This is a genomic window from Actibacterium atlanticum (genome assembly GCF_000671395.1).
Classification (GTDB): domain Bacteria; phylum Pseudomonadota; class Alphaproteobacteria; order Rhodobacterales; family Rhodobacteraceae; genus Actibacterium_D; species Actibacterium_D atlanticum.
On the sequence record NZ_AQQY01000005.1, the window covers coordinates 249,289 to 275,793 of the forward strand.

At 59.7% G+C, this 26,505-nt stretch carries 21 protein-coding genes; 8 read left to right on the forward strand and 13 right to left on the reverse strand.

Annotation, left to right across the window (positions count from 1 at the left end):
- Positions 1-26: 26 nt before the first annotated feature.
- From mdoH to ATO10_RS09900, 6 genes are all read right to left on the reverse strand, one after another.
- Complete coding sequence (mdoH, locus tag ATO10_RS09875; RefSeq protein ID WP_035250970.1) at positions 27-1,901, reverse strand: glucans biosynthesis glucosyltransferase MdoH; 1,875 nt, start codon at positions 1,899-1,901, stop codon at positions 27-29.
- The gene (locus ATO10_RS09880) at positions 1,898-3,427 is read right to left on the reverse strand and encodes an OpgD/OpgG family glucan biosynthesis protein (protein WP_035250971.1); all 1,530 of its coding nucleotides are present in this window, start codon (positions 3,425-3,427) and stop codon (positions 1,898-1,900) included. Before ATO10_RS09880 ends, mdoH begins: the two co-directional genes overlap by 4 nt.
- A complete protein-coding gene (locus ATO10_RS09885; RefSeq protein WP_051598068.1) occupies positions 3,424-4,632 on the reverse strand; it encodes an OpgC family protein in 1,209 nt (402 codons plus the stop codon). The genes ATO10_RS09880 and ATO10_RS09885 overlap by 4 nt, the downstream gene beginning before the upstream one ends.
- Positions 4,633-5,991, reverse strand: coding sequence for a tetratricopeptide repeat protein (locus ATO10_RS09890; RefSeq protein WP_035250974.1), 1,359 nt, complete (start codon positions 5,989-5,991; stop codon positions 4,633-4,635).
- A gap of 142 nt (positions 5,992-6,133) precedes the next feature.
- Positions 6,134-7,336 (reverse strand): CaiB/BaiF CoA transferase family protein, encoded by a 1,203-nt coding sequence (locus tag ATO10_RS09895; protein ID WP_035250976.1) that lies wholly within the window; start codon positions 7,334-7,336, stop codon positions 6,134-6,136.
- Complete coding sequence (locus ATO10_RS09900) at positions 7,320-8,921, reverse strand: thiamine pyrophosphate-binding protein (protein WP_035250978.1); 1,602 nt, start codon at positions 8,919-8,921, stop codon at positions 7,320-7,322. The genes ATO10_RS09895 and ATO10_RS09900 overlap by 17 nt, the downstream gene beginning before the upstream one ends.
- A gap of 326 nt (positions 8,922-9,247) precedes the next feature.
- On the opposite strand from ATO10_RS09900, the gene ATO10_RS09905 reads away from it, so the two are divergent.
- Entirely contained in the window at positions 9,248-10,405 is a 1,158-nt protein-coding gene (locus tag ATO10_RS09905; RefSeq protein ID WP_035250980.1) for a sulfotransferase family protein, read from the forward strand.
- On the opposite strand, the gene ATO10_RS09910 is transcribed toward ATO10_RS09905, so the two are convergent.
- The 5 genes from ATO10_RS09910 to ATO10_RS15985 form a co-directional block, all read right to left on the reverse strand.
- Entirely contained in the window at positions 10,402-10,959 is a 558-nt protein-coding gene (locus ATO10_RS09910) for an adenylyl-sulfate kinase (protein ID WP_051598069.1), read from the reverse strand. The two genes, ATO10_RS09905 and ATO10_RS09910, sit on opposite strands and share 4 nt — an antisense overlap.
- Complete coding sequence (locus ATO10_RS09915; RefSeq protein WP_035251073.1) at positions 10,960-11,715, reverse strand: class I SAM-dependent methyltransferase; 756 nt, start codon at positions 11,713-11,715, stop codon at positions 10,960-10,962.
- A 34-nt stretch (positions 11,716-11,749) separates the two neighbouring features.
- Positions 11,750-12,892 (reverse strand): phosphonopyruvate decarboxylase, encoded by a 1,143-nt coding sequence (aepY, locus tag ATO10_RS09920; protein ID WP_051598070.1) that lies wholly within the window; start codon positions 12,890-12,892, stop codon positions 11,750-11,752.
- Positions 12,889-14,190 (reverse strand): phosphoenolpyruvate mutase, encoded by a 1,302-nt coding sequence (aepX, locus tag ATO10_RS09925; RefSeq protein ID WP_035250982.1) that lies wholly within the window; start codon positions 14,188-14,190, stop codon positions 12,889-12,891. Before aepX ends, aepY begins: the two co-directional genes overlap by 4 nt.
- A gap of 220 nt (positions 14,191-14,410) precedes the next feature.
- Positions 14,411-15,508, reverse strand: coding sequence for an iron-containing alcohol dehydrogenase (locus ATO10_RS15985; RefSeq protein WP_051598071.1), 1,098 nt, complete (start codon positions 15,506-15,508; stop codon positions 14,411-14,413).
- 169 nt (positions 15,509-15,677) lie between these two features.
- Between ATO10_RS15985 and ATO10_RS09935 the strand changes: the two genes are divergently transcribed.
- From ATO10_RS09935 to ATO10_RS09945, 3 genes are all read left to right on the forward strand, one after another.
- Positions 15,678-17,033 (forward strand): class I adenylate-forming enzyme family protein, encoded by a 1,356-nt coding sequence (locus tag ATO10_RS09935; protein WP_035250984.1) that lies wholly within the window; start codon positions 15,678-15,680, stop codon positions 17,031-17,033.
- 65 nt (positions 17,034-17,098) lie between these two features.
- Positions 17,099-17,362, forward strand: coding sequence for an acyl carrier protein (locus ATO10_RS16695; protein WP_035250986.1), 264 nt, complete (start codon positions 17,099-17,101; stop codon positions 17,360-17,362).
- Positions 17,363-17,369: 7 nt separating this feature from the next.
- A complete protein-coding gene (locus tag ATO10_RS09945) occupies positions 17,370-18,479 on the forward strand; it encodes a sulfotransferase family protein (protein ID WP_035250989.1) in 1,110 nt (369 codons plus the stop codon).
- Positions 18,480-18,487: 8 nt separating this feature from the next.
- On the opposite strand, the gene ATO10_RS09950 is transcribed toward ATO10_RS09945, so the two are convergent.
- On the reverse strand, positions 18,488-19,135 hold the full coding sequence (locus ATO10_RS09950; protein ID WP_035250991.1) for a hypothetical protein: 648 nt from the start codon (positions 19,133-19,135) through the stop codon (positions 18,488-18,490).
- Positions 19,136-19,260: 125 nt separating this feature from the next.
- Positions 19,261-20,034: a FadR/GntR family transcriptional regulator gene (locus tag ATO10_RS09955; protein WP_035250993.1), complete on the reverse strand. Its 774-nt coding sequence runs from the start codon at positions 20,032-20,034 to the stop codon at positions 19,261-19,263.
- Positions 20,035-20,344: 310 nt separating this feature from the next.
- Here ATO10_RS09955 and ATO10_RS09960 point away from each other — a divergent pair, with 310 nt between their 5' ends.
- The 4 genes from ATO10_RS09960 to dld all read left to right on the forward strand — a co-directional run bounded on the left by ATO10_RS09960 (position 20,345) and on the right by dld (position 26,423).
- Positions 20,345-21,397, forward strand: coding sequence for a TRAP transporter substrate-binding protein (locus ATO10_RS09960; RefSeq protein WP_035250995.1), 1,053 nt, complete (start codon positions 20,345-20,347; stop codon positions 21,395-21,397).
- A gap of 103 nt (positions 21,398-21,500) precedes the next feature.
- On the forward strand, positions 21,501-23,567 hold the full coding sequence (locus ATO10_RS09965; protein ID WP_035250997.1) for a TRAP transporter large permease subunit: 2,067 nt from the start codon (positions 21,501-21,503) through the stop codon (positions 23,565-23,567).
- A gap of 15 nt (positions 23,568-23,582) precedes the next feature.
- Positions 23,583-24,728, forward strand: coding sequence for an alpha-hydroxy acid oxidase (locus ATO10_RS09970; RefSeq protein WP_035250999.1), 1,146 nt, complete (start codon positions 23,583-23,585; stop codon positions 24,726-24,728).
- A 12-nt stretch (positions 24,729-24,740) separates the two neighbouring features.
- On the forward strand, positions 24,741-26,423 hold the full coding sequence (gene dld / locus ATO10_RS09975) for a D-lactate dehydrogenase (protein WP_035251001.1): 1,683 nt from the start codon (positions 24,741-24,743) through the stop codon (positions 26,421-26,423).
- The last annotated feature ends 82 nt before the right edge of the window (positions 26,424-26,505 follow it).

Here is a 26,505-nt window from a genome sequence, read left to right on the forward strand (position 1 = left end):
GGGGCGGTTTTCTGTTGTAAGGTGGATCACTCTGCCGGGGTGATCACGCTGCCTTGCAAATGATCGCGCAAGACTTGGCGTTCGGCCCGCGCCGCGGTCATAATCCGAGGCTCATTCAGGCTATGTGGCGTGTCCAGCCGCAGTGCGCGGACCGGACCGTTGGCAATGCGCGCACCGCTTAGCAATGACAGCGGCACCGCACATGTCAGGCTGGTCGCGATCGGCACCAGCCAGAATGACAGGGCGCCGGTTTGCATGCCCCAGAACATCGCCAGCCCAAGCCCGGTTTCCAACATGTGAAACCGCAGCGTCATAGCCACCCCATAGCCCGCCGCACCGCGCGATTGCGGGCTCCAGCCGCCGCGCCCCAGAAGGGCGCGCAAGACCGCGATGCTTTGCTGCACCATCAGGATGGGAGCATAGAGGATCGACAGGATGATCTCGACCAGAACGCTGGCCACAAAGGACAGCAACCCCCCATAGTTTTGGCGCACACGCGGATTCAGCCCAAGCGCCACCATGCTGGATAGTTTCGGGATCAACAGCATGGCATAGATAAAGATCAAAAAGCCGCCACCGCCCATTTGTTCGGTCTGCGGCCAGATTGGATACAGCGGGTTGGCCGCGTTGAAATAGCCCTCTGCCGCATCGCTATGCATACCGATCATGGCCCAGATCGCGATCAGCGCCAGCCAGGCCGGGGACAACAGGAAAGCCACCGCGCCCTGAAGCAGATGAAAGCGGGTGATGGGATGAAACCCACGCGCCGAGAGCAACCGCAAATGCTGTAGATTACCTTGGCACCAGCGACGGTCCCGAAGCGCATAGTCGATCAATGTCTGAGGGGCCTCTTCGAAACTGCCCCCGACATGGGGCAGGAAACGAACGGCCCATCCTGCGCGCCGCAACATCCCGGCTTCGACAAAGTCATGCGAAAGGATCAGGCTTTCACGCCCACGCCAGCTGCGCAGATAGGGCAGGGCGGCGCTTTCGGCGAAAGCGCGGGTGCGGATGATGGCGTTATGGCCCCAGTAATTGCCTTCGCGCTGGGACCAGGCCGACAGGCCCTCGGCCAACAGCCAGCCGTAGATCGTGTTCGAAAACTGCTGAATGCGGCCAAACAAGGTTTCCGAGCCGATCACCATGGGAAAACTCTGGATCAGTCCGGCTTCGGGGTCGCTGGCCAGGGCGCGGGTTAAATGACGGATGGCAGAGCCGCTCATCAAACTGTCTGCGTCCAGAACCACCATGGCGTCAAACGCGCCGCCCCAGTTTTCCAGCCAGTCGCTGATATTGCCGACCTTCTTGTCGGTGTTCTTGAGCCGCCTACGGTAATACACGTCAATCGCGGCGGGCGCCTGTTGCAAAAGGGCGGCAAAGGCCTGTTCTTCTTGTTTCGCGATCACCGGATCAAAGGTGTCTGACAAGATGAAAGCACAGTACCGATCGCGGCTTTGCTTTTGGGCCAGCTCTTTCAGCATTGCCTGCAGGTTGCCAAAGACATCCTCAGGGGCTTCGTTATAGACGGGAACCAACAGCGCCACGGTCTGCGGATCATGTGGAACGCGGCTTTGGCGCAGCGGGCGGCGCGCAAAGATCAGCCGTACCAATCCCACCATGACCGAGCTGACAGAAAGCGAAACCCAGACAAAGGTCAGGCCAATCAATGCAACAGCTACGGTCTCTGTGAGGGTGACTCCGCCGGCTTGAAACCAGTCGAAAAAGCCGACCATCAACGAGATGGTGACCAAAAGCGCGGGGCCAAAAGCGGCCATGCGCCAAAGTCGATCCGGCCATGAGCTGCGGAATTTGCGACGTGGCTCGGGCCTATCGCCAAAATCCTGCTGGGTAAGCGCAAGTGGCGCGCGCGGTGGCATCTGTATCGCAGCATAGGGCGTCATGCGGTCCACCGGTACAGCCAGGTTTCAGTCAAAAGCCGGTCATCCAGGCGCAGCTCGGCGCGGAACTCAATCAGCGTCGCGTCTTCGGGTTCGAACTTGAACACAAGACGCGGACCGCCGGTTTCTGGGTTGATCTGCACCACCCCCGGAGATGTTTTCCCCGCGCTGCTGCGAATGACCTTGGTCAGATCGTCCAGATCCTCGGGCAGGTCAGGGCCGGGTTCAAAATCAATCGCGATGATAATGCCGGTTTCAAACGCGTCACCGATCCGGGTGTTAAGCACCCGCATCCCGCGGCCAAAGCCGTTGTCCGCACCCCAGGTCAGGTTATAGCTGAGCTTATGTTCCTGACCCGCAGTTAAGGGCTGATCCGGGCGCCAGTAGGCAACGATATTGTCATAGATTTCGCGGTCAGTTGGGATTTCCACCAAGGTTACCGCGCCGCGCCCCCAGCCTTCGCCGGGTTCCACCCACAGCGATGGGCGGTTGTGATAAAGCGCTTCAAGGTCGGCGAAATCGCTGAACTTGCGCGCCCGCTGCATCAGGCCAAACCCCTTGGGGTTGGTGTCGACAAAGGCGCTGATTTGCAGGTGTTTCGGGTTGGCAAGCGGTCGCCACAGGGTTTCGCCCGCGCCATTGCGGATCAACAAACCGTCGCTGTCATGAACCGCCGGTCGGAAATCCGAGAACCTATCGCGGTTGGTTTCGTCGAACTGGAACATAGAGGTCAACGGCGCGATCCCCACATGCGGCATGTCCTGTCGTGGGAAAAGCGTCGCTTCGACCTCCATGGTCAATGGCTGTCCGGGTCGGATTACGAAACGATAGGCCCCGGTGCAGCTTGGGCTGTCCAGCAAGGCATGCACGACGTGACGCGTATCGCCCATGACCGGTTGTTCCAGCCAGAAATGGGTGAAGTCGGGGAACTCTTCGCCGGTGGGTTCAGCCGTGTCGATCGCCAGACCGCGGGCCGACAGACCGTAGGTGTCGCCGGTGCCGATGGCCCGGAAATAGCTCGCGCCCTGAAAGACGGCGAATTCCGAAAACTGCCCCGGGCGGCGCAGCTCGCTGCGCAGGCGCAGGCCAGAATACCCCAGCGTGTCATCCATCGGCAGGTCGTTGAAGACGCCGGTTTGATTGAAGACTGTGGGGTCAAACAGCAAGGGGCGCGCCACTTCTCCCTCAATCACATGAACCGAGATCGGGCGCGGGAAGTACAGGCCGGGCGCAAATACATCCAGCCGCAGCGGGCTTTGCGGATCATCCGCCCAAAGCGCGCGCCGGGTGTCGAACCGGAAATTCCGGTACTGGTCATAGCTGATGTTTTGCCAGGCTTGGGGAATTGCCGGGCGTTCCTGATAAGGGCGCTTTGCCAGTTGGCGTGCCATGGCGATGATCTGGTCGGGCGAAAACGGCTCGGGTTTGCCCAACTGCAAAGGCGGCTGGTCAGAGAGACTGGCATCGGTTGCAAGGGCAGGGGACGCGGCAAGGGCCATCACCCCTGCCAGAAATTCACGGCGGATCATCTGGGCAACTCTTGTTTTTTGGGTTTCCACGGGGAAGATTTGAACCACGCTGTGCCATAGGCCACGCCGACAATCAGGGCAAAGCCCAACAGGTTGACCCAGAACATCGAAAACGCGTTGCGCCCCACCTGATCAAAGAGAACGCCCAGCAAGCGTGCAAGGAACATCGACGAGATAAACACTGCAAGCGACTGCTGGCCGACCTTCATGATCATCGCCAGCACTGCGCGCCAGGTGCTGTGCAGCAAGCCGGGGCCATCCGTTGCGCGAATATTGTCGCCATTCGGTCCAACCAACACCCAAGCAACATATGCCGTGGCAAGGAAATGGACATACCGCAGCAGGCCGAAATTGGTTTTGCCGATCAAATCACCCAGCAGGGCGCGGGTCTCGGCAAAGAAGCTGACGGCACGCAGGATGCGGAAATAGGCAAAGGGCAGCGACAAAACGATCACAGCCACCGCGATCCAGAACAAAGTACGGCTTTTGGGCGGCGCGGGCAGCCATCCTGACATAAAGGCAAAGCCGGTGAAAAAGATCAGTTGCCAGCCAAACGGATTGAAGAACCACTGACGCTGAGACCACGGCTCGGCCGGCAGGTTCAGCCCGCTTACCTGAGTAACGGCCCAAAGCCCGACCACGAAAGCGGCCGCGGCCAGTTTGTGCAGTTTCGCCAAACCAATAACCAGCGGCATCATCGCCAGAATGACAAGGTACATCGGCAGGATGTCAAAGTAATTGGGCACATAAGTCAGGGTGAACAGCCCAACCAGCTGTGCTTGGGTGTCTTTGAAGAACGGATAGAGGTTCAGCTGGGCGATATAATCGCGTCCCTCAGGAAGAGCCATGTTCAACGCAACCATGGTCATGGCGATTGCAAAGAACAGGCCCAGATGCGCCCAGTACACCTGCCAAACGCGATAGGCCACGCGCGCGCTGCCCATGGCCAGCCCGCGGTCACGAAAGACTTTGCCAAAGGCAATGGCGCTGGCCATGCCCGAACAAAACACAAAGGTCTCGGTCGCATCTGAAAAGCCGAACCGGGCCGGAATCCAAAGCGCCAGCCAGTCGTTCGGGATATGGGCAATCAGGATGATGAACATCGCAATGCCGCGAAAGAAATCCAGTCTCGGGTCGCGGGTCGTGGCATGAGGGCGCGGCACCGCGACCTTGGCCTGTTGTTCGTAAGACAAAGTAAGAGACATTTATTGTGCAGCCGTCGCGTGGTTGATGTTACGCAGCTTTCCAATCGCGCTCAGCCGGGTGTCAGAGAAGGTGTCGCTGGCGCCCTTGCGCAGATCACGGCGCTTGAGCAACAGCGCTTCGACCTGATCCAGATGCCCGGCACGCAGCCCGGCATCAATGGTGACGCGTTCGAATACGTCCCGTTGCGCGTGACTGCCCCCGATCACCTGAAACTTCGGCTGGGCCGCTGAAAGCTTTTTGAACGCGGTGTCATAGCGCGCTTCGCCAAATGCGGCCAGCCCTTCGGCGGCGGCAAGGCCGGGGTCACCCATGACATGCGTGGTGTGACCCGGCAGATGGGCTTTCTCAGCCACGCGGGCAATCATCCGGTTGGCCGCGTCGTGGCGTTTGTCGCCAGCCAAGGCCAGCATATAGTGCAGATCGGCAAAGGTCAGGCAGCCGTCATCCGCGCGGGCTTCGGCCAGATCGGCCAGCTCTTCCCAGCGGTCACCGACGTGAACCCCTTCAAGCTCTAGGCGTAAAAGCAACGAAGACGCGTTCGAGAAGTCCCGATAGTCATCGGTTTTATCCTGTCGGATGCGGGTGTCATAAAGTGACAAAACCAGATCTGACTCGCCCTGATCCAGATGCAGCAACGCCTTATGCCACCAGACGTGATAGCGGAAGTTGTTGCAGTGGTTCCAAGCCGTCTTGTGCGAGTCGATCAAGGCGATGCCCTTGGCCGGATCATGGGTCATGTCATAGACATGGGCGACCGCATGCATGCCCCACGCGTCATCCCCGACCAGCGAAAGCCCTTCCAGCCCCGTGGCCTCGGCCTGTCTGTAGCTGCCGGTTTCCTCTTGGGCGAAACTCAGACAGCCCAGCAGATAGCCCCGCAAAGGATGTTCCTCATGGGCGTCCAGCACGCGTTCCAACGACCGGCGCATCCCCAGATTGTCACCAAGAATAAAACGGATGGCATGGCTGACTTTGGCCGATAGCGTATCCGCAGGGTTCAGCCGCATCGCCTGTTCCATACAATCAACCGCACCGCGAGGATCGTCTTGCAGCCACGCCCCCAACGCACAGACCCAAAGTTGTTCGCGTGTGGTGGCCCCTCCATGCGCCAGAGCCGCCACAGCATCGCGATGCGCGTCCCGCGCAACGCTCACCATTTCGCGCCGACCCAACATCAGTGAAAACAGCCCGCGCGCTGCGATTCCCATGGCGAACCCGGGCTCTTCGTGCAGCACCGCACCAAGGTGTTCGGGTGTCACAGCAGTATGGGCAAGAAAGCCCCGAACCATGTTATCCCAATGCTTCAATGCGGTTGAAGAACTTAGGCTGATTGGACAGGTGCAAATATCTGTTTTCATGTATGTTCTCGTGGCTGATGCTAGGCGTTGCGGTTGATCAAAAACTAAAAGCCGGTTCGCCAAGAGGCACCTCACGTCCCCGGCACCTTGCAGGAACGTGAAGATGCCTCACTGTTTCGTGAAGCAAGCCCAATTGCGGGCGTCAGTTTTGGGGTGGTTTTGGGCCTTTTAACAGCCCCGGAATCAGGTGTGCGTCCTGTCCAAACCGCGGCGGCGCCCGGTGGTACTGCACCGGGGTCTTGGAAAATTTTATTGGATTGCCAAGGAGTTGCACATTGCCTGCAGTGGTGTCGTCGCGGGGCATATTGACCACCGCGTCGCGTGCCTGCGCCTGATCCGATGCAAGTGCATCCGCCACCGTGTGGATCGGGCCGCACGGCACCTTCACCGCCTGTAATGTTTCAATAATCGCGTCCCGATCCAGCTTCGTCAGCGTGGCGCTCAATTCCTTGGTCAAAATGTTACGATATTTGATGCGCTGAGCGTTTGTTTGATAGCGCGTGTCCTGCGCCAAATCCGGGCGTTGCACTGCCTGACAGAACCGTTGGAATTGCTGGTCGTTGCCGACCGCCACGATCACGTGGCCATCCCGCGTGGCGAAGACATCATAGGGTACGATGTTGGGGTGGGCATTGCCCCGGCGCCGCGGATTTTGCCCAGAAGTCAGATAGTTCGTACCCTCATTGATCAGCCACGCCATTTGCGTGTCCACAAGAGCCAGATCAATGTGCTGCCCTTCACCAGTCGCATCGCGGTGGCGCAACGCCGCCAGAATTGCGATGCAGGCATACATGCCGCACATCACGTCGGCGATCCCGACGCCGACTTTTGTCGGGGCGCCTTCCGGATCACCGGTCAGGGACATGATCCCGCCATAGCCCTGCGCCATCAAATCATAACCGGGTTTGTCTCGGTTTGGGCCAGTCTGGCCGAACCCAGAGATAGAGCAATAGACCAGCCCGGGGTGCGCCGCGCAGAGCGTCGCATGATCCAAGCCGTATTTTTCCAGCCCACCGGGCTTGTAGTTTTCCACCACAATGTCGGCCTGCGCGGCGATGGCTTGCACCAAGTCGCGGCCCTCTTTTGTGCTCAGGTCGGCAGGGATCGAGTATTTGTTCCGGTTGGCGGCCATGAAATAGGCCGACAAGTCGCTGTTGCCATCCTGTGTCTCTGCATAGGGCGGCCCCCATGCCCGGGTGTCATCGCCACCGGTTTTGGGATTCTCGATTTTGTAAACCGTCGCGCCCAAATCGCCCAGCATCTGTGTTGCGGTAGGCCCGGCCAGAATGCGCGACAGATCCAGAACAACGACGCCGGTCAGCGCGCCCTTAGAACCGTCCGTCATAGGCCTTCCTTTCGATCTCGGCTGCGATCACGGTGAAGGTATCGGCGGTTTGCGCGGCCTGCAATGCTTCGCGCAGTTCCGTTTCGTTGGTTACACGGTGGCCTGCACCGCCAAACCCGCGCGCCACGGCGGCAAAATCAACATGGCCGAAATCAACCCCGGTATTCGCCATCTGGCGTTGGCGCTGTTTCAGCTCGATCAGCGCAAGCGAGGCATCGACGAAGACCACAAAGATGGTTTTCAATCCACGCTCGGCGGCGGTGGCCAGTTCACCCGCTACCATCAGGAACCCTGCATCCCCGGAAAACGACACAACACAGCGGTCCGGCTCGACCACGCTTTGGCCCATGGCCAAAGGCACGGCGACCCCCATGGTGCACAGCCCGGATGACTGGGTCAAAGCACGCGGGAATTCGCACTGCCACATCTGCGATAGCAAAATGCGATGGGCGCCACTATCGGCGGTGGCCAAAGTGTCGGCGGGCAGCGCCTCGCGGCAAATAGAGATCACCGCATCCGGCCCCCAATCTTCACGGCGGGCAAACGTTTCACGCAGCATCGCGCGCGCGCTGGCGGGCTCACCGCCGGGCCAAGTCTGGGCCAGCGGCGCATCCGGCAGCAGCGCCTGAACCGAGGCCGCGCAATCCCCGATCACATTGAACGTCGCCTGATGCATATAGTGGTGGTTGGGGGCCGCCGTGATGTCGATCACCGTCTGGTACGCCGGATCCCAAGGGCTTTGCCAGCCCGTGCGCATTTCAATCGGGTCATAGCCGATCGCCAGGATCACATCAGCCTGTGCGATCAGGGGCATCAATGTCTTGTCGGCCACGGGCGACAAACCAGCGCCGCCCAAAGCCAAAGGGTGGGATTCAGGAATAATGCCCTTGGCCTTGTAGGTGGTGATCACAGGGGCCTGCAATGTCTCGGCGGCGTGTAGAACGGCGCTCTGGGCGCCTTGATGCACGGCGTCCACCCCCACCACGATCAAAGGACGTTTGGAGCGGGCCAGCGCGGCGCGGGCCTCGGCCGATACCGGGGCAACCGGCACGACGGGGGCGCGCAGCACGCCTGTGCCGCTGGCGGGCGCGTCCGCGACGGATATCGGGATGTCGATGTGAACCGGGCCGGGCTGGCCTTCGGTTGCGATGGTCACGGCTTTGTCTGCGATCACATGGGCTGCACCGGCCGTAAGCGTAAACGTCGCCTTGGTGATCGGGCGAAACACCTGCGGCTGATCCAGCACCTGATGGGTATAGGTCTGTGCCAGATCGGCATCGACCGCCCCGGTCAGCACGATCAGCGGCACCCGATCCTGACGGGCATTTTCGACCGAGTTGATCCCATTCAACGCGCCGGGGCCGACGGTGGCCACCAGAATGCCCGGCGCGCCAGTGCGGTGATAGGTGCCTTCGGCCATAAACCCTGCGGCGTTTTCATGCTTGGCCAGAACAAAAGTGATGCCCGCTTTTTCCAAAGCATCGACCAAAGTCAGCACCTCACCGCCGGGCATGCCAAAGGCCCAGCGACACCCGGCATCAAATAAGCGTTTTGCAAGCACATCAGCGGCACGAAGATCGGTCATAGAAAGTTCCCGGGTTTCAAAGTCTCAGCGCTTTTGCACGCAACAAGTTCCCGGGTGCAACTCAACTTGTCGTGGGGCGGACAAGTCGCGCGGGGGCACGCCGCCAGATGTGGCGCATCGCTTAAGCAATAGACATCACAGAATATGGACGGTGCAAACAGGCTCTTACTGGTTCAGTTGTGGTGCCTGAATAAACCTTTGCCAGAAAGCCCGCGTTGGCGAGGTGCAGGAAATGTCGAAAGGCATGGTCCTGACACCATAAAAGTTGCTTTGGGCGGCAAACTGCGGCCAAATTGATCCAGTACCGTTTTCAGGGTTATCACGACATGTCCCCCCGTACCATTACGCTGGCCTCACCAATTGAACCTTCAGGCGCTTCCTGGTTGGTGAACTGTTTTCTTGAACTGGGGATACGTGTCGATCACACCCCCGGCGCGCGCAACCTGTGGCGGCGCTCGGGTGACGTGCCTGCGGAACAACGCCTGTGGCAGCGCGATGGCAAGACATGGCAACTGCATCCGCGCGCGGCGGTGCTGGGTAAGTGGATGCCAACCCTTGTCCATCGAGACCGGTTTGAGTTTCGTGATGATGTGGCCGTGAACTATGTTCAGGATTTCCCCAATGCGCAAAACGCTACTGAAACCCCGGTGTTTTTCATCCGCGACCCGCGCGATGCGATCTATTCACGTTACCGGCGGCGTCAGGCGAACATGCCGTTTAGCGACTATATCCAATTTCCGAACCCACACTCGTTGATGCCGATGGCGGATCATTGGTTGCTGTTCGCACAGTGCTGGCGGGCCATGGTTGGCGATCGGGTCTATCGGTTTGAAGATTACAAACAGGATGCACATGCGCTGCTGACACGAATTCTGGCTGATCTGCGCCTCGACTATGCGCCCCAAGACATTGTGCGCGCGGTTGAAAACTCCAGCCTTGATGCGGCAAAAGCCGCCGAAGCGATCTATCGCGCACGCCATCCGGGCGACTGGGAGGTGGCCAATCGTGCCGGCAAAGTCGGGGATTGGCAAAACCGCGAGGAGATCGCGGCCGCCGTTGAAACCATTGGCACCCGATGCGGGGCGCTCTTGTCTGAACTGGGTTATGAAGTGGCCGCAAACGTCGATGACCCGGCGCCGCGCTATGGAGCGCAGCTGCGGCATCTGAAGATGTTTAACAGTGTTGTCCTGACCACGCAGGCCGAGCGGGTGCGCGCCGGTACAGGCGGGCCTGAAACCGCGCCTGCAAGCATCCTGTCGTTCGCCCGCAACCTGCGCGAACAGGATCTCAAAGATGCCGGGTATCCTCCGGCGGACTGCCGCGCATTGCTGAACGCTTTGCAGGAGTTCGATACCGCCTTTGATGCCGGGCTTGCGGATCATCTGGCAGCCTTGCACGCGGTGTTTGCAGATGGGGCATCGCAACATATGAACACCCTGCGCGATCTGATGCGCCAGCGTCGCGAGGCCCGAAAAAGCCCTTAGGGGTTGTTCAGGAAATCTCGCGCCCGCGCCCGCAATTCAGCCTGACAAGACGCGATGCTTTGCGTGCCTGTGCTGAGGGTCAAATCAGGTTTCTCTGAACATTCATAGTCATGCGTAACCCCAATGAAGCAAGCTTCTTCGCCGCGATAGGCGCGGGCATAATGCCCCTTCACATCGCGAGCCGCGCAGGTCTGGGCCGGACAATCCAGATAGACCTCAAGAAAGCGGCCAAGCCGGGTTCGGGCGGTTTGACGCATCCAAAGCTGGTGGGAAATTGATGCAACGATCACGATGTTCCCTGCCGTCAGTTCGGCCTCGGCGAGGTCGATCACGTGTCTGGCGACCTGCGCGCGGTCCTCTAGGCTGTGACCGTAACGGTGTGGCAGGCGGCGGCGAACCTCTTCGCCGTCCAACAGGGTCACCGGCCCGTATCCATCAGCGCCCAAAGCCTGCGCAAGCGCCGATGAAAGCGTGGATTTGCCCGCCCCCGACAGCCCGGTAAGCCAAATGACTCCGGGGGTATAGGCGCGCGGAGCGATCACAGGGTTGGCCATTTAGCGGGTCCGCTGGGCCATCCAGACCCGTGTGACATAGGGAATGCGCAAGCTGTCGCCCGGCTCTTGCGCGACCCGGGCGTCAATCGCGGCGCAAATCTCTTCGAACCGCGCCCCGGCCTGACGCTGCAACGTGGCATGCGAGCGCCACGCGTCCAGCCAAGTCTGCTTGGGCACGTCGTGGTGGATCGGGCATTCCAGCCGATGCACTGGGCCGAAATGGCCGCTGGCGTCGATATGCGGGGTCTGATCCTCGCGCCGGGGACCATAGGCATAGCCGGTCGTTGCGTCCTTGATCAGCGTTTCTATTTCCGCCTGCAACGGGTCATCCAGATCACGGTGATTGAACAGTGCAACGAACCACCCGCCGGGGCACAGCAGCCGCGCGGACTCGTCCAGCGTTTCGCCCCGATCAACAACGCTGAAAGAGGACCCATAGGTCGTCATCGCATAATGCCCCGCACGCAGGCCGGTGTTCTCCATCATACCGTCGATCCAGTCCAGATCCGGGTAGTGCGCGGTTCGCGCGGTCCCCTGACCCCGCATGTCGTCGTTGGGTTCCAGCGCAGTGACATTCAGCCCGCGTTCTGCAAGTTTCAATGTCAGGTGGGCCGCCCCCGCACCAAGGTCCAAAACCGGGGCATCCGCATCCGGTTTGGCAATGGCAAGGATCGCGTCAATCGCGGCATCCGAATAGTCCGGCCGGTTCACATAGGCCTTGGCCAAATTCGTATAGTCCCAATCAAGTTTTTTCATCCGGATATCCATAACTGTTATGCGTCGAGGTAATTCAATCTGCGTCCTGCGCGGGCTGACTAAAACGCGCCTGAAACCGGCGCGTTGCCTGCGCAATCGGTGTTTCGGGGCGGGGCAGCGGACCCTGTGACGCCAAAGTGCGGATTTCAAGCAATCGCATGCCTCGAAGGGGCTGAAGGCGCGTCAATGCCTGATCCAATGCGGGCAAGGTCGAGACCTGCTCGACCGCGTCATAACCGCAGGCCGTTGCAAGCGGGCAAAAGTCGATCTGATGCCCCACCGTCGGTTGTCCACCCACCGAAGCATGCATGCCATTGTTCAGCACCACATGAAGCATGCACCCCCGGGGCTGCGTGCCGTTGATGGCCAGTGCCCCCAGGTGCATCAGCGCCGCACCGTCCCCATCCAGACACAACACATCCAGCTCTGGCCGTTGTGTGGCCAGCCCCAAAGCGATCTGGCTGGCATGGCCCATGGCACCCACGTTCAGAAAGTCCTGATCGTCAGGCGCCCCCTGTTCAGCGCGGATCGCCAGAATCTCGCGCCCGGTATATCCGGTCGAGGCCACAACGGGGCCGCGATGCACGTCAAGCACCCGGCGAATGGCAGCACGGCTGGCCAAACCAGCAGGTTGGGCTGCGGTTTTGGCGCTTTGCGTCGAAGAATCAAACGTTCCGCGCGGCACCAGTATTGCAACCGGCCCCTGCCGGTCCTGCGCCGTTTCCCGCGCCCAGCTGGCCACGGAAACGGCAGCGTTTTCTTCAGGGGGCAGCTCCCGCCAAGGCAGCCCCAGAGCCTCAAGCAGGGCGGGCGTCGCCGCCCCTTGTGCAAGGTGTTGCGGCTCATCGGGGCGGCCAGGCTGACCCCGCCATCCGATAATCAGGACCATTGGGACCGCGGCAACGCTTTGGTGCGCAAGCGACATCAGTGGATTGACCGCATTGCCCAATCCCGAATTCTGCATGTAGACCACCGGGGTTTCCCCCGTCGCCATCCAAGCCCCAACCGCAAAGGCAATCGCCCCGCCTTCGTTGGCCGCGATCAGATGCCGATCCCCCGGGACAGTCGCGCTGATATGCGCGCATAGATCCTTGAGAACCGAATCCGGCACGCCGGTGATGACCCCGGTTTCGCCGCCCCTCAAAGCGGTCAGAAATGCTTGTGGGGGAACGGTCATCGTTTCTCCGGTAGCAGGTCCAGCAGGTCACGGACCGGCATTAGTTCTGCACGGCAATCGCCTGCGCGCCCGTTCGTCAGGATCGAGCGGGCAACCTGATACATCGCGGGATACGCGCTGCGCAAAAGCTGATTGGCATAGATGACGATGTTCACGCCGTGAGCTTCGAATTCGTGATCATCGACCATGTCAAAGGTCGACGGGACAACGGCAAGCGGGCGATCAAATCCCAGCGAATGATACGCGCGGCAGAAGGCAAAGACTTCATCCGGGGTTTCCTGACGGCTGTGCACCATGATCCCGTCAGCGCCCGCCGCAAGAAAAGCTTCGGCGCGATGCAATGCATGATCAAGCCCGTGCCCCAGAACCAGACTTTCCAAGCGCGCAAAGATCATGAATTCTTCGGTGGATTGCGCCGCCTTTCCGGTGCGGATTTTCTCGCAGAAGGCGTCGATGTCTTCCAGCTCATGCGCGACGTGCTCTGCGGAAAGAGAGTTACGCTTGGCGCCCATCTTGTCTTCGATGAACACCGCCGACACGCCCAGACGTTCCAGCGTTTTGACCGTGAAGCCAAAGTGTTCAGGCCGCCCGCCGGTGTCTCCATCATAGATGATCGGCTTGGTGGTGACTTCCAGAACCTCGTTCAGGTTGGCAACCCGCGCCGAGGTATCCACCAGTTCAACATCCGGTTTCCCCTTCGAGGCGCTCACGGTCAAAGACCCCGACCAGATGCCATCGAACCTGCGCGGGCCTGCCGGGGTCTCAACCTCGGCTTCCTCGACAACCAATCCGCTCAGGCCGTTGTGGGCTTCCATCAGGCGGATCATCGGCTTGGCGTTCAGCAGGCGACGCAGTGCCAGCCGTCGCAGGTCTGGCGTCGTGCCCAACTCTTTCAGGGCGGCATGAAACCCGGTTGACGATACGCCGCGGGTATAGCTGACCTCAACCAGCTCACCGCCCCATTCTGCCAGTGTATCAATCACCGCCTGACGGGTGCGGGCCTGCACCCCTGTGCGCCAATCGTCGCCATGCACGACAAAGTCAGGGCGGTATTCGCGCAGGTTGGGGCCGTAATCCAGAGTAGTCTGTTCGACCACGCGCGCCACGCCCTGCAGGGCGCTGATGACGTCGCGCCGCTGATCCCATGTCATGAAGGGAAGCCGTTTGTAACTGGCGATCGCGCGGTCTGTCAGCAAGCCAACCGTGACCTCGCCCAGTTCAGCCGCCCGTCGTATGACGTTGATATGGCCCGGATGGATCAGATCCGCCGACATTCCGACATAAACGGACTTGGTCATCAATCAGCGCCTCCTTGCGACGTGCAGAGGGGCTCTGAGCCATGAAATGGGGCGTCCACCAAACAACGCTCAGGTTCAGCGCTAAACACAACGACCTGCGCGGGTGCACCCCAGCCTCTGAAGTAAATATCATTCCCAAATATTCGAAAAGCTTTGCACGTTTCGAACAGCAGAGCAACAATCGCCACAAGGTGGAGATTGGTCAGCGGACGGCTTGCGGTCAGGCGAATAGATCAGCCAGTGTCGCGGTGTCCAGCGACAGGGGTGAATTGCGCAACCTGTCAGGATTGACGGCCTGCGCTGCCACCAGCCGCGCACTGGATGGCAGGTGAAGCGAGGTCAAATCTGGCTCTAGGCCGGTTTGCGCCAGAAATGTTGCCCAGGTGGCCGGGATCTCGTCTGGCGCGCTGCAATCCAGCATCTCAAGCACGCCACCATAAGATGCGGTCCATGGCTTCAGATGCGTATCTCGCCGCAACGCGTTGCCGAAATGCCGGAGATATGCCCCCATTGAGAGCGCCACAGCATGCCCATGCGCCACGCCATATTCCTGGGTCAGTGAATAAGACAGGGCGTGGGGCACCGTGGTGCGGGTGGTCGCGATGGCACGCCCCGCCAGATTGGCCGCCTGTGCCATTTCTGCGGCGGCTTTTCGATCATCCGCCAAACTTGCAAGCAAGGCGCCTTTGGCCTGTTTGATCGCGCGCAGGGCCAAGGCGTTGCTCTGTGCTGTTGCCTTGCGCGACAACAACGCTTCGATGCCCTGACACAAGGCATCCAGCCCCGACGCCGCCCGCACCCTTTGCGGGGCCGAACGCATCAGGTCACAATCGACGATGGCGGCATCGGGCAGCTGGCTGGGGTGATCCAGCGAATACTTTCTGGCGTGATCATACAGCACCGCGAAAGGCGTGCTTTCGCTTCCCGACCCTGCCGTTGTCGGAAGCGCGATTAGCGGCAACTTGCGCGGGGGCGGTGCGCCGTCTTTGACCCGATCAAGCAGATCATCAACATTGCGCAGCCCCGTCGAAAGCAATTTCGCCAAATCCATAATACGCCCGCCACCGACAGCCACGATACAGCCCGGTAGGTCCGAAATCTGTTCCCAGCATTGGCGCAGCGATTGGGTGTCGGGAAGCGCGCCGCTGCTCAGCAGCAGGGCAGGGCGATGTGGAAGTTCGTCCAACACATCGGCCAACGCGCGTGCCGGATAACTGTTTGAACCGCCCATCACCAGAACCGGACCGGCGGGTGCGATCTTGGCTATGGTCTGCGCCAAAGCACGGCGCGTACCGGCACCGATCACTCGTTGCTGCATGGTCCAGACCTTTCGCTACCCTTATCGAGCGCCATCATAGCCCGGACCTAGCAGAAATGGTGCCCAAAGGCGAGCCTCGGGCGGGGCCACAACAACTTAAGATTGCCGCGCGCCCCCCCTGCGGGCTAGGCTGCAAGTGGCCCAAAAGCGGGCGCAAACGGGGGCATATATGCTGCTGGATATGATCGCGGCGCGCGGCGACACTCAAACCATCTCTGATACCCGGGCGCAAATGGGGTATGGCGAACTGGCGGCGCTTGCGGCCCGCCTGCAATCCGCGCTGCCCAAAGATCAACACAGCTGCCTTGGCCTTGTCCCTGAAAACACCCTTGAAGGGGTCTCGCTTTTGCTGGCGGCGCTGGACGCGGGCCTGCCCACTGCGCTGATCGCGCCGGGCCAGAACCTGCACCAGCGGCTGCCGCCCTTTTGCAACCATCTCGTGACCTCGACAGGCGCGGCACAGCCCCCCGAAATAAAGCGGCTTGAGCAGGCCGGAAACACGGCCGATCCCGAGCGCTTTTATGTGGCAACCTCTGGCAGCACCGGCGCCCCCAAGTGGCTGGTTCATGACACCGCGCGCCTGATCCGCAACGCCCAATCTGCCGGCAAGCGATTGGGCCATACCCCGCAACGGCGTATCCTGATTCCTGTCCCGATCCACCACATGTTCGGGCTGGGAGCGGCGTTGATCCCTGCATTGTTGACCGGGGCCTCTATCCATCTTGTGCAACGGGGCAATCCGCTTGAGGTCTTCGGGGCCGAACGCGACTTTGACCCGAATTTCGCCTATTTCGTACCCAGTCAGGTGCGCTCAATTCTGGCGATGCGTCGGCGTCCACGCCCCTATGCGGGCCTGTGTATTGCAGGGGATAAACTGTCCCCCGAAGAGGCCGCGCGCTGCGAAAATCTGCATGGCCCGGTTCTGAGCCTCTATGGGTCCAGTGAAACGGGGGTAACCGCGGCCAATGACCCCTCAGACACTGCCGACATCCGACACCAGAGCGCCGGTCGCCTGCTTCCGGGTGTTAGGCTCGGCGATGATCCGCAAGACCCTGAGCAGCCATTTCCCCTGCGATTGCGTCATCCCGATATGTGCCTTGGCATCGCGGGCAGCGATGGCGCGGTAGCCAACAAACAACCCGACGTGCACGAAACAGGCGACATCGCCCTACTTTTGCCGGGGGGGCAACTGCGTATCATCGGACGCAGGGATCACGCGCTTAAACGGGATGGGCTGCTGGTGCATCTCAGTGATATCGAAGCCAGTATTGCGCAGTGCGCAGGCGTGGCCGACACCGTTGTCGTGGTGTCAGGGCAATCGCGGCGCGGCGATGGGCTGGTGGCGTTTTACACGCCCAAACCACGCGCGGCGCTGATTTGCGAAGATTTGCGCCGTCATTGCATCGACACCTTGCCCAGCCGCGCGGTGCCGGATCGTTTCATACAACTGGATGCATTGCCCCGTCTTGCATCAGGCAAACCAGACCGCCCGGCGCTGGTTGAACTGGCGCGGCGCGAGAGTTGACCCGTTTCTGGGGATGCGCAACAGTGACAGATATTGATGCGCGGCGACCTAAGGATTTCAAACCAATGCGACAGGCGATTTTGGATGCGATGAAGGGCATTATTAACAACGATCTCGAAGCCCGTATCACCGACATTAAGCTGACCGCGCAAACCCCGTTTTTTGAAGGCGGGCTGGAGCTGGATTCTTTCGCCGTTGTCGAACTGATCAGCCATATCGAAGAACGATACGACATAGAATTTTCGGATGCCGACTTTCTGCCTGAAAACTTCAAGGATCTCGACACATTTGCCGCGGTGGTTCAGGGCTACGTCGAACAATCCGCATAGGCGCGTCATGTCGCGACAGGTTTTCCCAACGGCCAAGGCGACACCTGCCCCGTTTGGGCGCTTGGCTCCGGGGGGTTCTGGCGCGGCGCCGCTGTTTGATCCAACCCGGCTTTTGGACGTTGCAAAGGACCGGCTGGGGGGCAGTGTGCCACTTGATCAGGTTGCGCAGCAGGGCTTTGAACTGTTGTGCGCAGACTTGGAAGCCGCCGCGCCAAGCCTCAGCTTCACCGGCAAAAAGCTGGTTCAAAACGCGGTGCTGGACGCTCTGGTCAAACGGGGCTGGGCCTTGTCCCGCCCGCCTCAGGCGCCAGAAATTTCCCGCCCGATCTTCATCCTCTCACCCTATCGCAGCGCGACAACATTTTTGCACCGCGTGTTGGGTCAGGATCCAAGATTGCGTGCCCCCAAAACCTGGGAGGTCGCCGTTGCGCCCGTCGGCCCAAACGGAACATTGTCCAAGGCCGAGCGGGTCGCGCTTGTGGATCTCTTTATTCGGCAGACCAATAAAATGTCGCCGAAACTGTCAGCGCTGCATCCCACAGATGCCCAAAGCCCCGAAGAATGCGCCGGGTTTCTTGAAACGTCTTTCGCCTCTGCTTCATTTCTGTTTCTGGCCCCGCTTGAAACCTATCTGAACTGGCTGGGCGGATTGGGCTTGGCACAAATGCAGACCGCCTATCAGGCTTATGATGCCTGTCTGCGCAGCCTCCCCCCAACGGACCAGCGCTGGGTGCTGAAATGCCCGACCCATTTATGGGGGGCCGAGGGGTTGATGCAGGTCTATCCCGACGCGCAGTTCATTCGCATCAAACGCCCGGCGCAAGACTCGATCGCCTCTTACAGCAGCCTCGTTCAGGCCAATCATGACATCTATGCCCGACGCAGCGATCCGGCACGGGTTCACGAAATAAGCGCGCACGCTTTCAATCAGGGTATGGCGCGCTTTGAAAAAGCGGCGCCCACGATACCGCGCGATCAGGTGCTGGAACTGCAGTTCGAGTCGATGCGCGCCAGCCCCCTGGAACAGATGCGGATCGTATATGATTGGCTTGGTTTGGCACTGTCTGACGAAGACATTGCGCGCCTGCAGGGCGCAATCGCAGCACAGCCTAAATAGGGCTGCTCTTACCCGCCCGAGGCCGGAGCGCTATCGACTGCTCGATAAGGCGGAAAGATATCACGCAGCTGGTTGCGCTCAAGCTTACGGATCATAACCCAATGACCGTCTGGCTCGTCCTCGGGCGAGGGCACCAGCTTGACCCGATCACTTTGCCCAAGCTGCGTCGCAAAATAGGTGTCGCGCTCATGCCGCGTGTCGTAGAAGACGTTGATCTTGGTGTGTGACGGAGCCTGTTCAATGGCGTCCATCAGGATCGTCAGACGATTCAGCCCTGATGGCGCAAAGGCAAACACCTCGTCGACGCCCAGCTTGCAGCCAAAATAAATGGCGGCATAGGCCCCGGCCGAATTGCCCACGGTATAGGCCTCGCGGATATGAGGGGCTTTGCGCAGATAATTGTAAATCCATTCGGTCAGCAACTCGCTGGACGAGATATCACTGCTGACACCACGTTCATAAAACGTGTCATAGGGGTCGCGCAGCACCATGGTGTTGCGATCCGAAATACCGCTGTTGCGCAGAAAGTCAGGCGCGGCACTCATATAGTCGCGCCAGAGCCCGGCGAACATCATAAACTGCTGTGCGCATTTCTTGCGTTTGAGCGTTGCGATATTGCCCTCATGTGAAAGCGCGCGCTTGGTTGGACTGGTCACCACAAGCTCCCTGCTTCTGACCACGAAATAAGTTTAACACAATGTTGCCCGACACCTTAGGCAAGGACCAACGGCTCAGGCAACCGTCTTCCTTGTATGGGCGATGGGTCCGGCGTGGCCGGGGGTCAGGTCGAAAACTGCCGCCGCTTGGCCGAGCGCGCCTCGCGGCGGGCCTTTTCCTGACCGACCCGGAAACTTTGTTCAACAAAATCCATGTGATCGCGTGCGGCGGCTTCGGCGGCATCTGGGTCTTCGGCGATGATCGCGTCGACCAGCGTTTTGTGTTGTGCCAGCAGTTTCGTACCCGCCCCATCCAGAGACCGCAGGTACCGCCGGTTATAGAAAACTCCCTGCCGCGTCAGATCATAGACTGACGCCATCATATGGATCAGCGTGGTGTTCTGACTGGCATCCACGATCGCGCTGTGCAGACGAATGTCAGCCTCTTGCGAGGCTTCGTGATCGTCTTTTTCCCAAGCTTGCTCCATGTCGGCGATGATGTCGCCCAGACGGGCTTTGTCAGACGTGGTCGCCCGTTCTGCCGCCAGCCGCGCGGCAAAAGCTTCCTGCGCACGGCGATATTCCAGATAGTCGTAAAATGCTTCACCGTGGCGGGCATAAAGCGCCAGCAGGGCAGGGGCCATGGCGCGACCTGTCAGGTTGGCGATAAACGTGCCTTCACCGTGGCGCACGTTTACAAGGCCTCGGTTTTCCAGCGTTTGCAGCGCCTCGCGCAGCTTGGGGCGCGACACGCCCATCACCTCGGACAGCTCGCGTTCAGAGGGCAGTTTGCGCCCCTCTTTCAGGATGCCGTCAACGATCATTGTCTCGATTTGCTCGACAACAGCTTCGGCGATTGATTCGTGGCCGATGGGTTCAAATGGGCTTGAGTCAGTCATGGTTGGGGCGACGGTAGCACAGGTTGATATCTTTTCGGTTGTCTTTTTATTTTACCACCTGAAGGGCTGGGGGCAACTCGAAACTACCCAAAAATACGGATGCGTCAAATTTTATATCCCTATGAAAATAATGATACTTCTAAAAAAACCCTGACATTGATCCAGTTTTTCCTGCTCTTAAAGCGCACTTAGAAACCTCATCTTTTGCGACCAGAGGTAAATTAAATTATTGACCGATTATACTGGTAAACAATAGTTACCACGTCGAGCGCCAACTCCCTTTGGCGTCTGTCACTCTGGAGGAGACATTATGAAAAAGACCCTATCAACGATTGCTGCCGCTGCTGCTCTGCTGGCCGCGCCCGCGGCAATGGCCGCCGACAAGATTCTGCTGAAAACCCCGATTGCATTTTCCACCGCGCTGCCCGGGCTGGGCTCGCCCATTCCGCGCGTGGCTGAGCAGCTGGACCTGATGTCCGGCGGGACGCTGAAGATGAAAGTTTATGAACCGGGCAAGCTGGTTCCGCCGTTTGAAATCCTCGACGCCGTATCATCGGGCAAGATCAACTCGGGCTACACCACAGCTGGTTACTGGGCGGGTAAAATCCCGGCCGCGCCGCTGTTCTCGGCCGTGCCCTTTGGCCCCGAAGCGGGCGAATACATGGCGTGGCTCTACTATGGCAACGGCATGACCCTGTACCAAGAGATGTACGATCAAGCTGGCTATAACGTCAAAGTTATGCCCTGTGCGATCATCGCCCCGGAAACCTCGGGCTGGTTTGCTTCGGAAATCAACAGCCCCGAAGATCTGGACGGCCTGAAGATGCGCTTCTTCGGTCTGGGCGGCAAAGTCATGCAAAAGCTGGGCGTTGCCACCTCGTTGCTGCCGGGCGGTGAAATCTTCCCTGCGCTGGAAAAAGGCGCGATTGACGCGACTGAATTCTCGATGCCCGCCATCGACGCGCGTCTTGGTTTCCACAAACTGGTCAAGTTCAACTATTTCCCCGGCTGGCACCAGCAAGCCACGGTGTTTGAGCTGATGATCAACAAAGACGTCTGGAACGAAGCCAGCGACCAGCACAAGGCGATCATTGAAACCACCTGTAAGGCCTCCATGGCTGACAGCTTTGCTGAAGGCGAGGCCATTCAGCACGCAGCCCTGATCGACAACGTTGAAAACAACGGTGTTCAGATCAAACAGTGGAACGAAGACATGCTGAACACCTTCCGTACCACGTGGGATGAAGTTGCCGCCGAAGAGGCCGCAAATGACGCGTTCTTCGCCAAGGTTCTGGCGGATCTGACCGAGTTCCGCGATGGCTATGCCGTCTGGAAAGAGAACGCCTTCCTGCCGCGCAAGTAAGCCGCTTCAACCAACACCGACCTGCGGGGGGCACCCGTCCCCCGCAGCTTTTTTTCAGCCTTCCCCGACGGGTCGAAGGCCGACATGACCTCAGGAGGAGACCATGGCTGATCAGCTGTCGCAAAACGACGACCCGGTAGACATCTACGAACAGATCCAGGAACACGAAGACAAAGACCGCCAGAAAGCGGCCGTCGCACTGGATCAAACCGTCAAGGCGATTGGTCACGTCGTGATGTGGGCCAACCTGCTGTTGGTGGCAGCGATCGTAGCACAGGTTTCCATGCGCTATGCGCTGAACCAGAACTACCCCAAGCTGGATGAAATCCAGTGGCATTTCTATGGGCTGGTGACGATGATCGGCATTTCTTATGCCTTGGTCACCGACAGCCACGTACGGGTGGACCTGCTGCATATGCAGCTGTCGCGCCGCGCGCAGCGGATCATCGAGGTTCTGGGCATCCTGACCTTGTTGGTGCCCTTCCTCTATCTGATGGTCGATCAGGGCTATGACTATTTCTATGAAAGCTGGCGGGTGAATGAACGCTCGGACAGCCCGACCGGATTACCAGCGCGCTGGGCGCTGAAATCGGTGATCCCGATCAGCTTTATCCTGCTGGCTTTGGCCGCACTGGCGCGGCTGGTCCACGACATCCACGCGCTTGCCGCAAACCTTGAAGAGGAACGCCGGGGCCGGGGGCTGCGGATGATTGCCTGGGCGCTGATCGGCTTTGGCGTGGTGGCCTTTGCGCTGACCTTCCTTGTGGAAACCACCGAGGAAAAGCTGGTCATCGCGATGTTCCTGACCTTCATCGCGCTTTTGTTCACCGGCTTTCCGGTGGCGTGGACGCTGGCCGGGGTTGGCGTGGCCTATTGCGGGCTGGCCTATCTGTTCGACAACGGCATGATGAACTGGACCGGGCTCGAGGAAACCCTGACCGGGCTTGATTACCTGACACTGGGCGCCGTGGTGAACCGGGTCTATGCGACCATGTCGAATGCGGTTCTGGTGGCCCTGCCGATGTTTATCTTCATGGGGCTGATGCTGGATGAATCCGGCGTGGCGGAACGTCTGATGACGTCGATGCAGCGGCTGTTTGGCACGGTGCGCGGCGGTCTGGCGATCACCGTGACCCTGATTGGGATCATCCTTGCGGCCTCAACCGGTATCATCGGGGCGTCCGTCGTGCTGCTGGGTGTGTTGTCGCTGCCCTCGATGATGGAACAGAAATACAACCCGTCGCTGGCGGCAGGGGTGGTGTCGGCCTCGGGCACGCTGGGCATTCTGATCCCGCCGTCGATCATGCTGGTGATCATGGCCGATCAGATGGCCCTGTCCGTTGGCGATCTGTTCATGGCCGCGGTCTTCCCCGGTGTGATCATCGGCGGCCTGTACCTGACCTATATCTTCATCGTCGCACAGATCAAAAAGGATGTGGCCCCCGTGCCCGAGGGTGCAAAGGCCCCCGATTGGGATGCCGTCAAAGACGTGCTGATCGCGGTGCTGCCGACCCTTGCGCTGATCCTGGCGGTGCTTGGCTCGATCTTTGCGGGTCTGACCACCCCGACCGAGGCGTCGGGCGTTGGCGCGTTGGGGGCGACCTTGCTGGCGCTGGGCTATCGCAAGCTGACCCTGCGCAAGCTGATCAATGTGCTGAAATCCACCTTCAACACCACCGCTTATATCTTTGCGATCTTCCTTGGCGCGACGGTGTTTTCCTATGTGCTGCGCGAACTGGGCGGCGATGCGTTGATCGAGGATATGATCCACGGCACCGGCCTTGGCCCCAATGGCACGGTGATCGTGATTTTGGCGATCGTGTTCTTGCTTGGCTTCGTGCTGGACTGGATCGAGATCACCCTGATCGTGCTGCCGCTCATGCGTCCGATCATCAACGCGCTGGGCCTTGATATCCCCGGCTTTGGCGCGATTGATGAACCGGCACTCGTGTGGTTCGTGATCCTTGTGGCTGTGACCCTGCAAACCAGCTTTTTGACGCCACCGGTCGGCTTTGCCTTGTTCTATCTGAAAGGCGTCTGCCCGCCCGAGATCAAGCTGACCGACATTTACAAGGGCATCATCCCGTTTGTGCTGCTACAGTTGACCGGACTGGCGCTGGTTTTCCTGTGGCCTGCGCTGGCAACCTGGTTGCCATCTGTCGCCTACTGATCGGAGCAAAATCACATGCGTCTGACCCATTGCCACAACTTTCAGGACTTTCGCACCCTGGCGCGCAAGCGCCTGCCGGGCCCCATCTTTAACTATATAGATGGCGGCGCGGATGACGAGGTCACCCTGCGCCACAACACCGGCGCGTTTGAACGGTGCGATCTGGTGCCCTCGGTGCTGACCGGGGTGGATCAGGTCGATATGTCGGTGACGGTGATGGGGCAAAAGCTGGATATGCCGATCTATTGTTCGCCCACGGCGTTGCAGCGGCTGTTTCACCATCAGGGCGAACGTGCCGTGGCAGCAGCGGCCGAAAAACACGGCACCATGTTTGGGGTTTCGTCGCTGGGCACGGTCAGCCTTGAAGAAATGCGCCAAAAGCACAAAACGCCGCAGGTTTACCAGTTTTACTTTCACCGGGATCGCGGGTTGAACAAGGCGATGATGCAACGCGCCAAAGAGGCCGGGGTGGATGTGATGATGCTGACCGTCGACAGCATCACCGGCGGCAACCGCGAACGCGACAAACGCACCGGCTTTTCGATCCCATTCCGTCTGACCCTGGGCGGGATGATCCAGTTTGCGATCAAACCGATGTGGGGCATCAATTATGTGACCCATGAAAAATTCCGCCTGCCCCAGTTGGAAGACCACGTCGACATGGGCGGCGGCGCCAGCTCGATCGGCGGCTATTTCACCGAGATGCTGGACCCCTCGATGAACTGGGATGACGTCGCTGAAATGGTCCGCGATTGGGATGGTCAGTTCTGCCTCAAAGGCATCATGACCGTCGAAGACGCCAAACGCGCCGTGGAAATCGGCTGTACCGGCATCGTTTTGTCGAACCATGGCGGGCGACAATTGGATGGTTCGCGCACCCCGTTTGATCAGCTCAAAGAAGTGGTCGATGCCGTGGGTGACCAGATTGATGTGATCATGGACAGCGGCATTCAGCGCGGCACCCATGTGCTCAAGGCGCTGTCTTTGGGTGCCAAAGCCGTGGGCGGCGGGCGGTTCTATCTTTATCCGCTGGCGGCGGCGGGGCAGGCGGGGGTCGACCGCGCGCTGGGCCTGATGCGCGAAGAGATTGAGCGCGGCATGAAGCTGATGGGGGTCACTTCCCTTGATCAACTGGGGCCTCAAAACCTACGCTTTCGCTAAGGAGAGGACAGCATGAACGATCACGACCTTCTGGCCCGCCTGCGTCAGGTCTGCGGCAAACGCCATGTTCTGACCTCGGATCGGGCCACCAAACGGTTCCGCAAAGGCTTTCGCTCGGGCGAGGGCGATGCGCTGGCCGTTGTGCGCCCGGCCACCTTGTTGCAACAATGGCAAGTCCTGCAAGCCTGCGTTGCCGCCGATAAGATCGTGATCATGCAGGCCGCCAACACCGGCCTGACCGAAGGTTCCACGCCCAAAGGCCGCTATGACCGCGATGTGGTGCTGATCAACACCAACCGCATGGACAAGCTGCAACTGATCAACGATGGCAAACAGGTGATCAGCTTTCCGGGCGCCACGCTGTTTGCGCTGGAAAAACTGTTGGCGCCGCTGGGCCGCGTGCCCCATTCGGTGATCGGCAGTTCCTGCATCGGGGCATCCATTGTGGGCGGGGTCTGTAACAACTCGGGCGGCTCACTTGTGGAACGCGGCCCGGCCTATACCGAACTGTCCCTGCACGCCCGGATTACCCGCGATGGCGAACTGGAACTGGTCAACCATCTGGGCGTCGATCTGGGCACAACCCCCGAAGAAATTCTGACCAATCTGGAAAACGCCGCCTATGCGCCCCAAGGCGTGAGCACCGACAATCGCAAGGCTTCCGATACTGACTATGCCCAACGCGTGCGCGATGTTAATGCCGACACGCCCGCCCGGTTCAACGCCGACAAACGCCGCCTCTATGAGGCCGCAGGCTGCGCCGGAAAACTGGCGGTGTTCGCCGTGCGTCTGGACACCTATGAAAAGAACGAACAGGAACGCAGCTTCTATATCGGCACCAAAGACACCGCCGCGCTGACCGCCCTGCGCCGCCGTATTCTGGCCGATTTCAAAACCCTGCCGATCAGTGCCGAATATATGCACGAAGAGGTGTTCGATATCTCAGACCTCTATGGCAAAGACACGATGGTGATGATCGACAAGCTGGGCACCGACCGCCTGCCGATGTTCTTTGCCATGAAAGGCGCGGTGGATGCCCGTCTGGCCAACGTGCCGGGCATGGCTAATTTCACCGACCGGTTCATGCAGTTCGCGATGCGGTTCTGGCCCGATATCCTGCCCAAACGCATGCGCGCCTTCCGGGCAAAATATCCCCATCACCTGATTCTCAAGATGCGCGACGGGGGCATTGACGAAGCCCGCGCGCTGCTGGCCCAAATGCAGGACGAAGGCAGCCTCAGTTTCTTTGAATGCACCCCGCGTGAGGGCAAGATCGCCGGCCTGCACCGTTTCGCCGCCGCCGGGGCCGCTGTGCGCTATATGGCGGTGCATCACAAACAGGTCCAAGATATCATCGCGCTGGACATCGCCCTGCGCCGCAATGATGAAAACTGGTTCGAAGACTTGCCGCCACAGATCACAGATCAGCTGGTTCACAAGCTCTATTACGGCCATTTCATGTGCCACGTTCTGCATCAGGATTACATCGTCAAGAAAGGCGCAGACCCGAAAGCGCTCAAAGCAGCAATGCTGGATATTCTGGACAAACGCGGCGCTGAATACCCGGCCGAACACAATGTCGGCCACCTCTACCCGGCCAAGCCCGATCTGGCGGCCTTCTATAAATCGGTCGACCCCACCAACAGCATGAACCCCGGTATCGGGAAAATGTCGCGCAACAAAAACTATTCGTGACCCGCTGACCTGCCTGCACTTACAAGGAACCCCCATGTCTGAGTTTAAGAAGATATTGATAGCGAACCGTGGTGAGATTGCG

What these genes read in the sequence shown, in the direction of transcription:
- ATO10_RS09970 (WP_035250999.1), top strand. Translation starts at nt 23,583, where the DNA reads ATGCGTCTGACCCATTGCCACAACTTTCAGGACTTTCGCACCCTGGCG.
- ATO10_RS09960 (WP_035250995.1), top strand. Translation starts at nt 20,345, where the DNA reads ATGAAAAAGACCCTATCAACGATTGCTGCCGCTGCTGCTCTGCTGGCC.
- ATO10_RS09885 (WP_051598068.1), bottom strand. Translation starts at nt 4,632, where the DNA reads ATGTCTCTTACTTTGTCTTACGAACAACAGGCCAAGGTCGCGGTGCCG.
- ATO10_RS09905 (WP_035250980.1), top strand. Translation starts at nt 9,248, where the DNA reads ATGTCCCCCCGTACCATTACGCTGGCCTCACCAATTGAACCTTCAGGC.
- ATO10_RS09900 (WP_035250978.1), bottom strand. Translation starts at nt 8,921, where the DNA reads ATGACCGATCTTCGTGCCGCTGATGTGCTTGCAAAACGCTTATTTGAT.
- ATO10_RS16695 (WP_035250986.1), top strand. Translation starts at nt 17,099, where the DNA reads ATGCGACAGGCGATTTTGGATGCGATGAAGGGCATTATTAACAACGAT.
- ATO10_RS09935 (WP_035250984.1), top strand. Translation starts at nt 15,678, where the DNA reads ATGCTGCTGGATATGATCGCGGCGCGCGGCGACACTCAAACCATCTCT.
- mdoH (WP_035250970.1), bottom strand. Translation starts at nt 1,901, where the DNA reads ATGACGCCCTATGCTGCGATACAGATGCCACCGCGCGCGCCACTTGCG.
- ATO10_RS09965 (WP_035250997.1), top strand. Translation starts at nt 21,501, where the DNA reads ATGGCTGATCAGCTGTCGCAAAACGACGACCCGGTAGACATCTACGAA.
- ATO10_RS09890 (WP_035250974.1), bottom strand. Translation starts at nt 5,991, where the DNA reads ATGAAAACAGATATTTGCACCTGTCCAATCAGCCTAAGTTCTTCAACC.
- ATO10_RS09895 (WP_035250976.1), bottom strand. Translation starts at nt 7,336, where the DNA reads ATGACGGACGGTTCTAAGGGCGCGCTGACCGGCGTCGTTGTTCTGGAT.
- ATO10_RS09880 (WP_035250971.1), bottom strand. Translation starts at nt 3,427, where the DNA reads ATGATCCGCCGTGAATTTCTGGCAGGGGTGATGGCCCTTGCCGCGTCC.
- ATO10_RS09915 (WP_035251073.1), bottom strand. Translation starts at nt 11,715, where the DNA reads ATGAAAAAACTTGATTGGGACTATACGAATTTGGCCAAGGCCTATGTG.
- ATO10_RS15985 (WP_051598071.1), bottom strand. Translation starts at nt 15,508, where the DNA reads ATGCAGCAACGAGTGATCGGTGCCGGTACGCGCCGTGCTTTGGCGCAG.
- aepY (WP_051598070.1), bottom strand. Translation starts at nt 12,892, where the DNA reads ATGACCGTTCCCCCACAAGCATTTCTGACCGCTTTGAGGGGCGGCGAA.
- ATO10_RS09910 (WP_051598069.1), bottom strand. Translation starts at nt 10,959, where the DNA reads ATGGCCAACCCTGTGATCGCTCCGCGCGCCTATACCCCCGGAGTCATT.
- dld (WP_035251001.1), top strand. Translation starts at nt 24,741, where the DNA reads ATGAACGATCACGACCTTCTGGCCCGCCTGCGTCAGGTCTGCGGCAAA.
- ATO10_RS09945 (WP_035250989.1), top strand. Translation starts at nt 17,370, where the DNA reads ATGTCGCGACAGGTTTTCCCAACGGCCAAGGCGACACCTGCCCCGTTT.
- ATO10_RS09955 (WP_035250993.1), bottom strand. Translation starts at nt 20,034, where the DNA reads ATGACTGACTCAAGCCCATTTGAACCCATCGGCCACGAATCAATCGCC.
- aepX (WP_035250982.1), bottom strand. Translation starts at nt 14,190, where the DNA reads ATGACCAAGTCCGTTTATGTCGGAATGTCGGCGGATCTGATCCATCCG.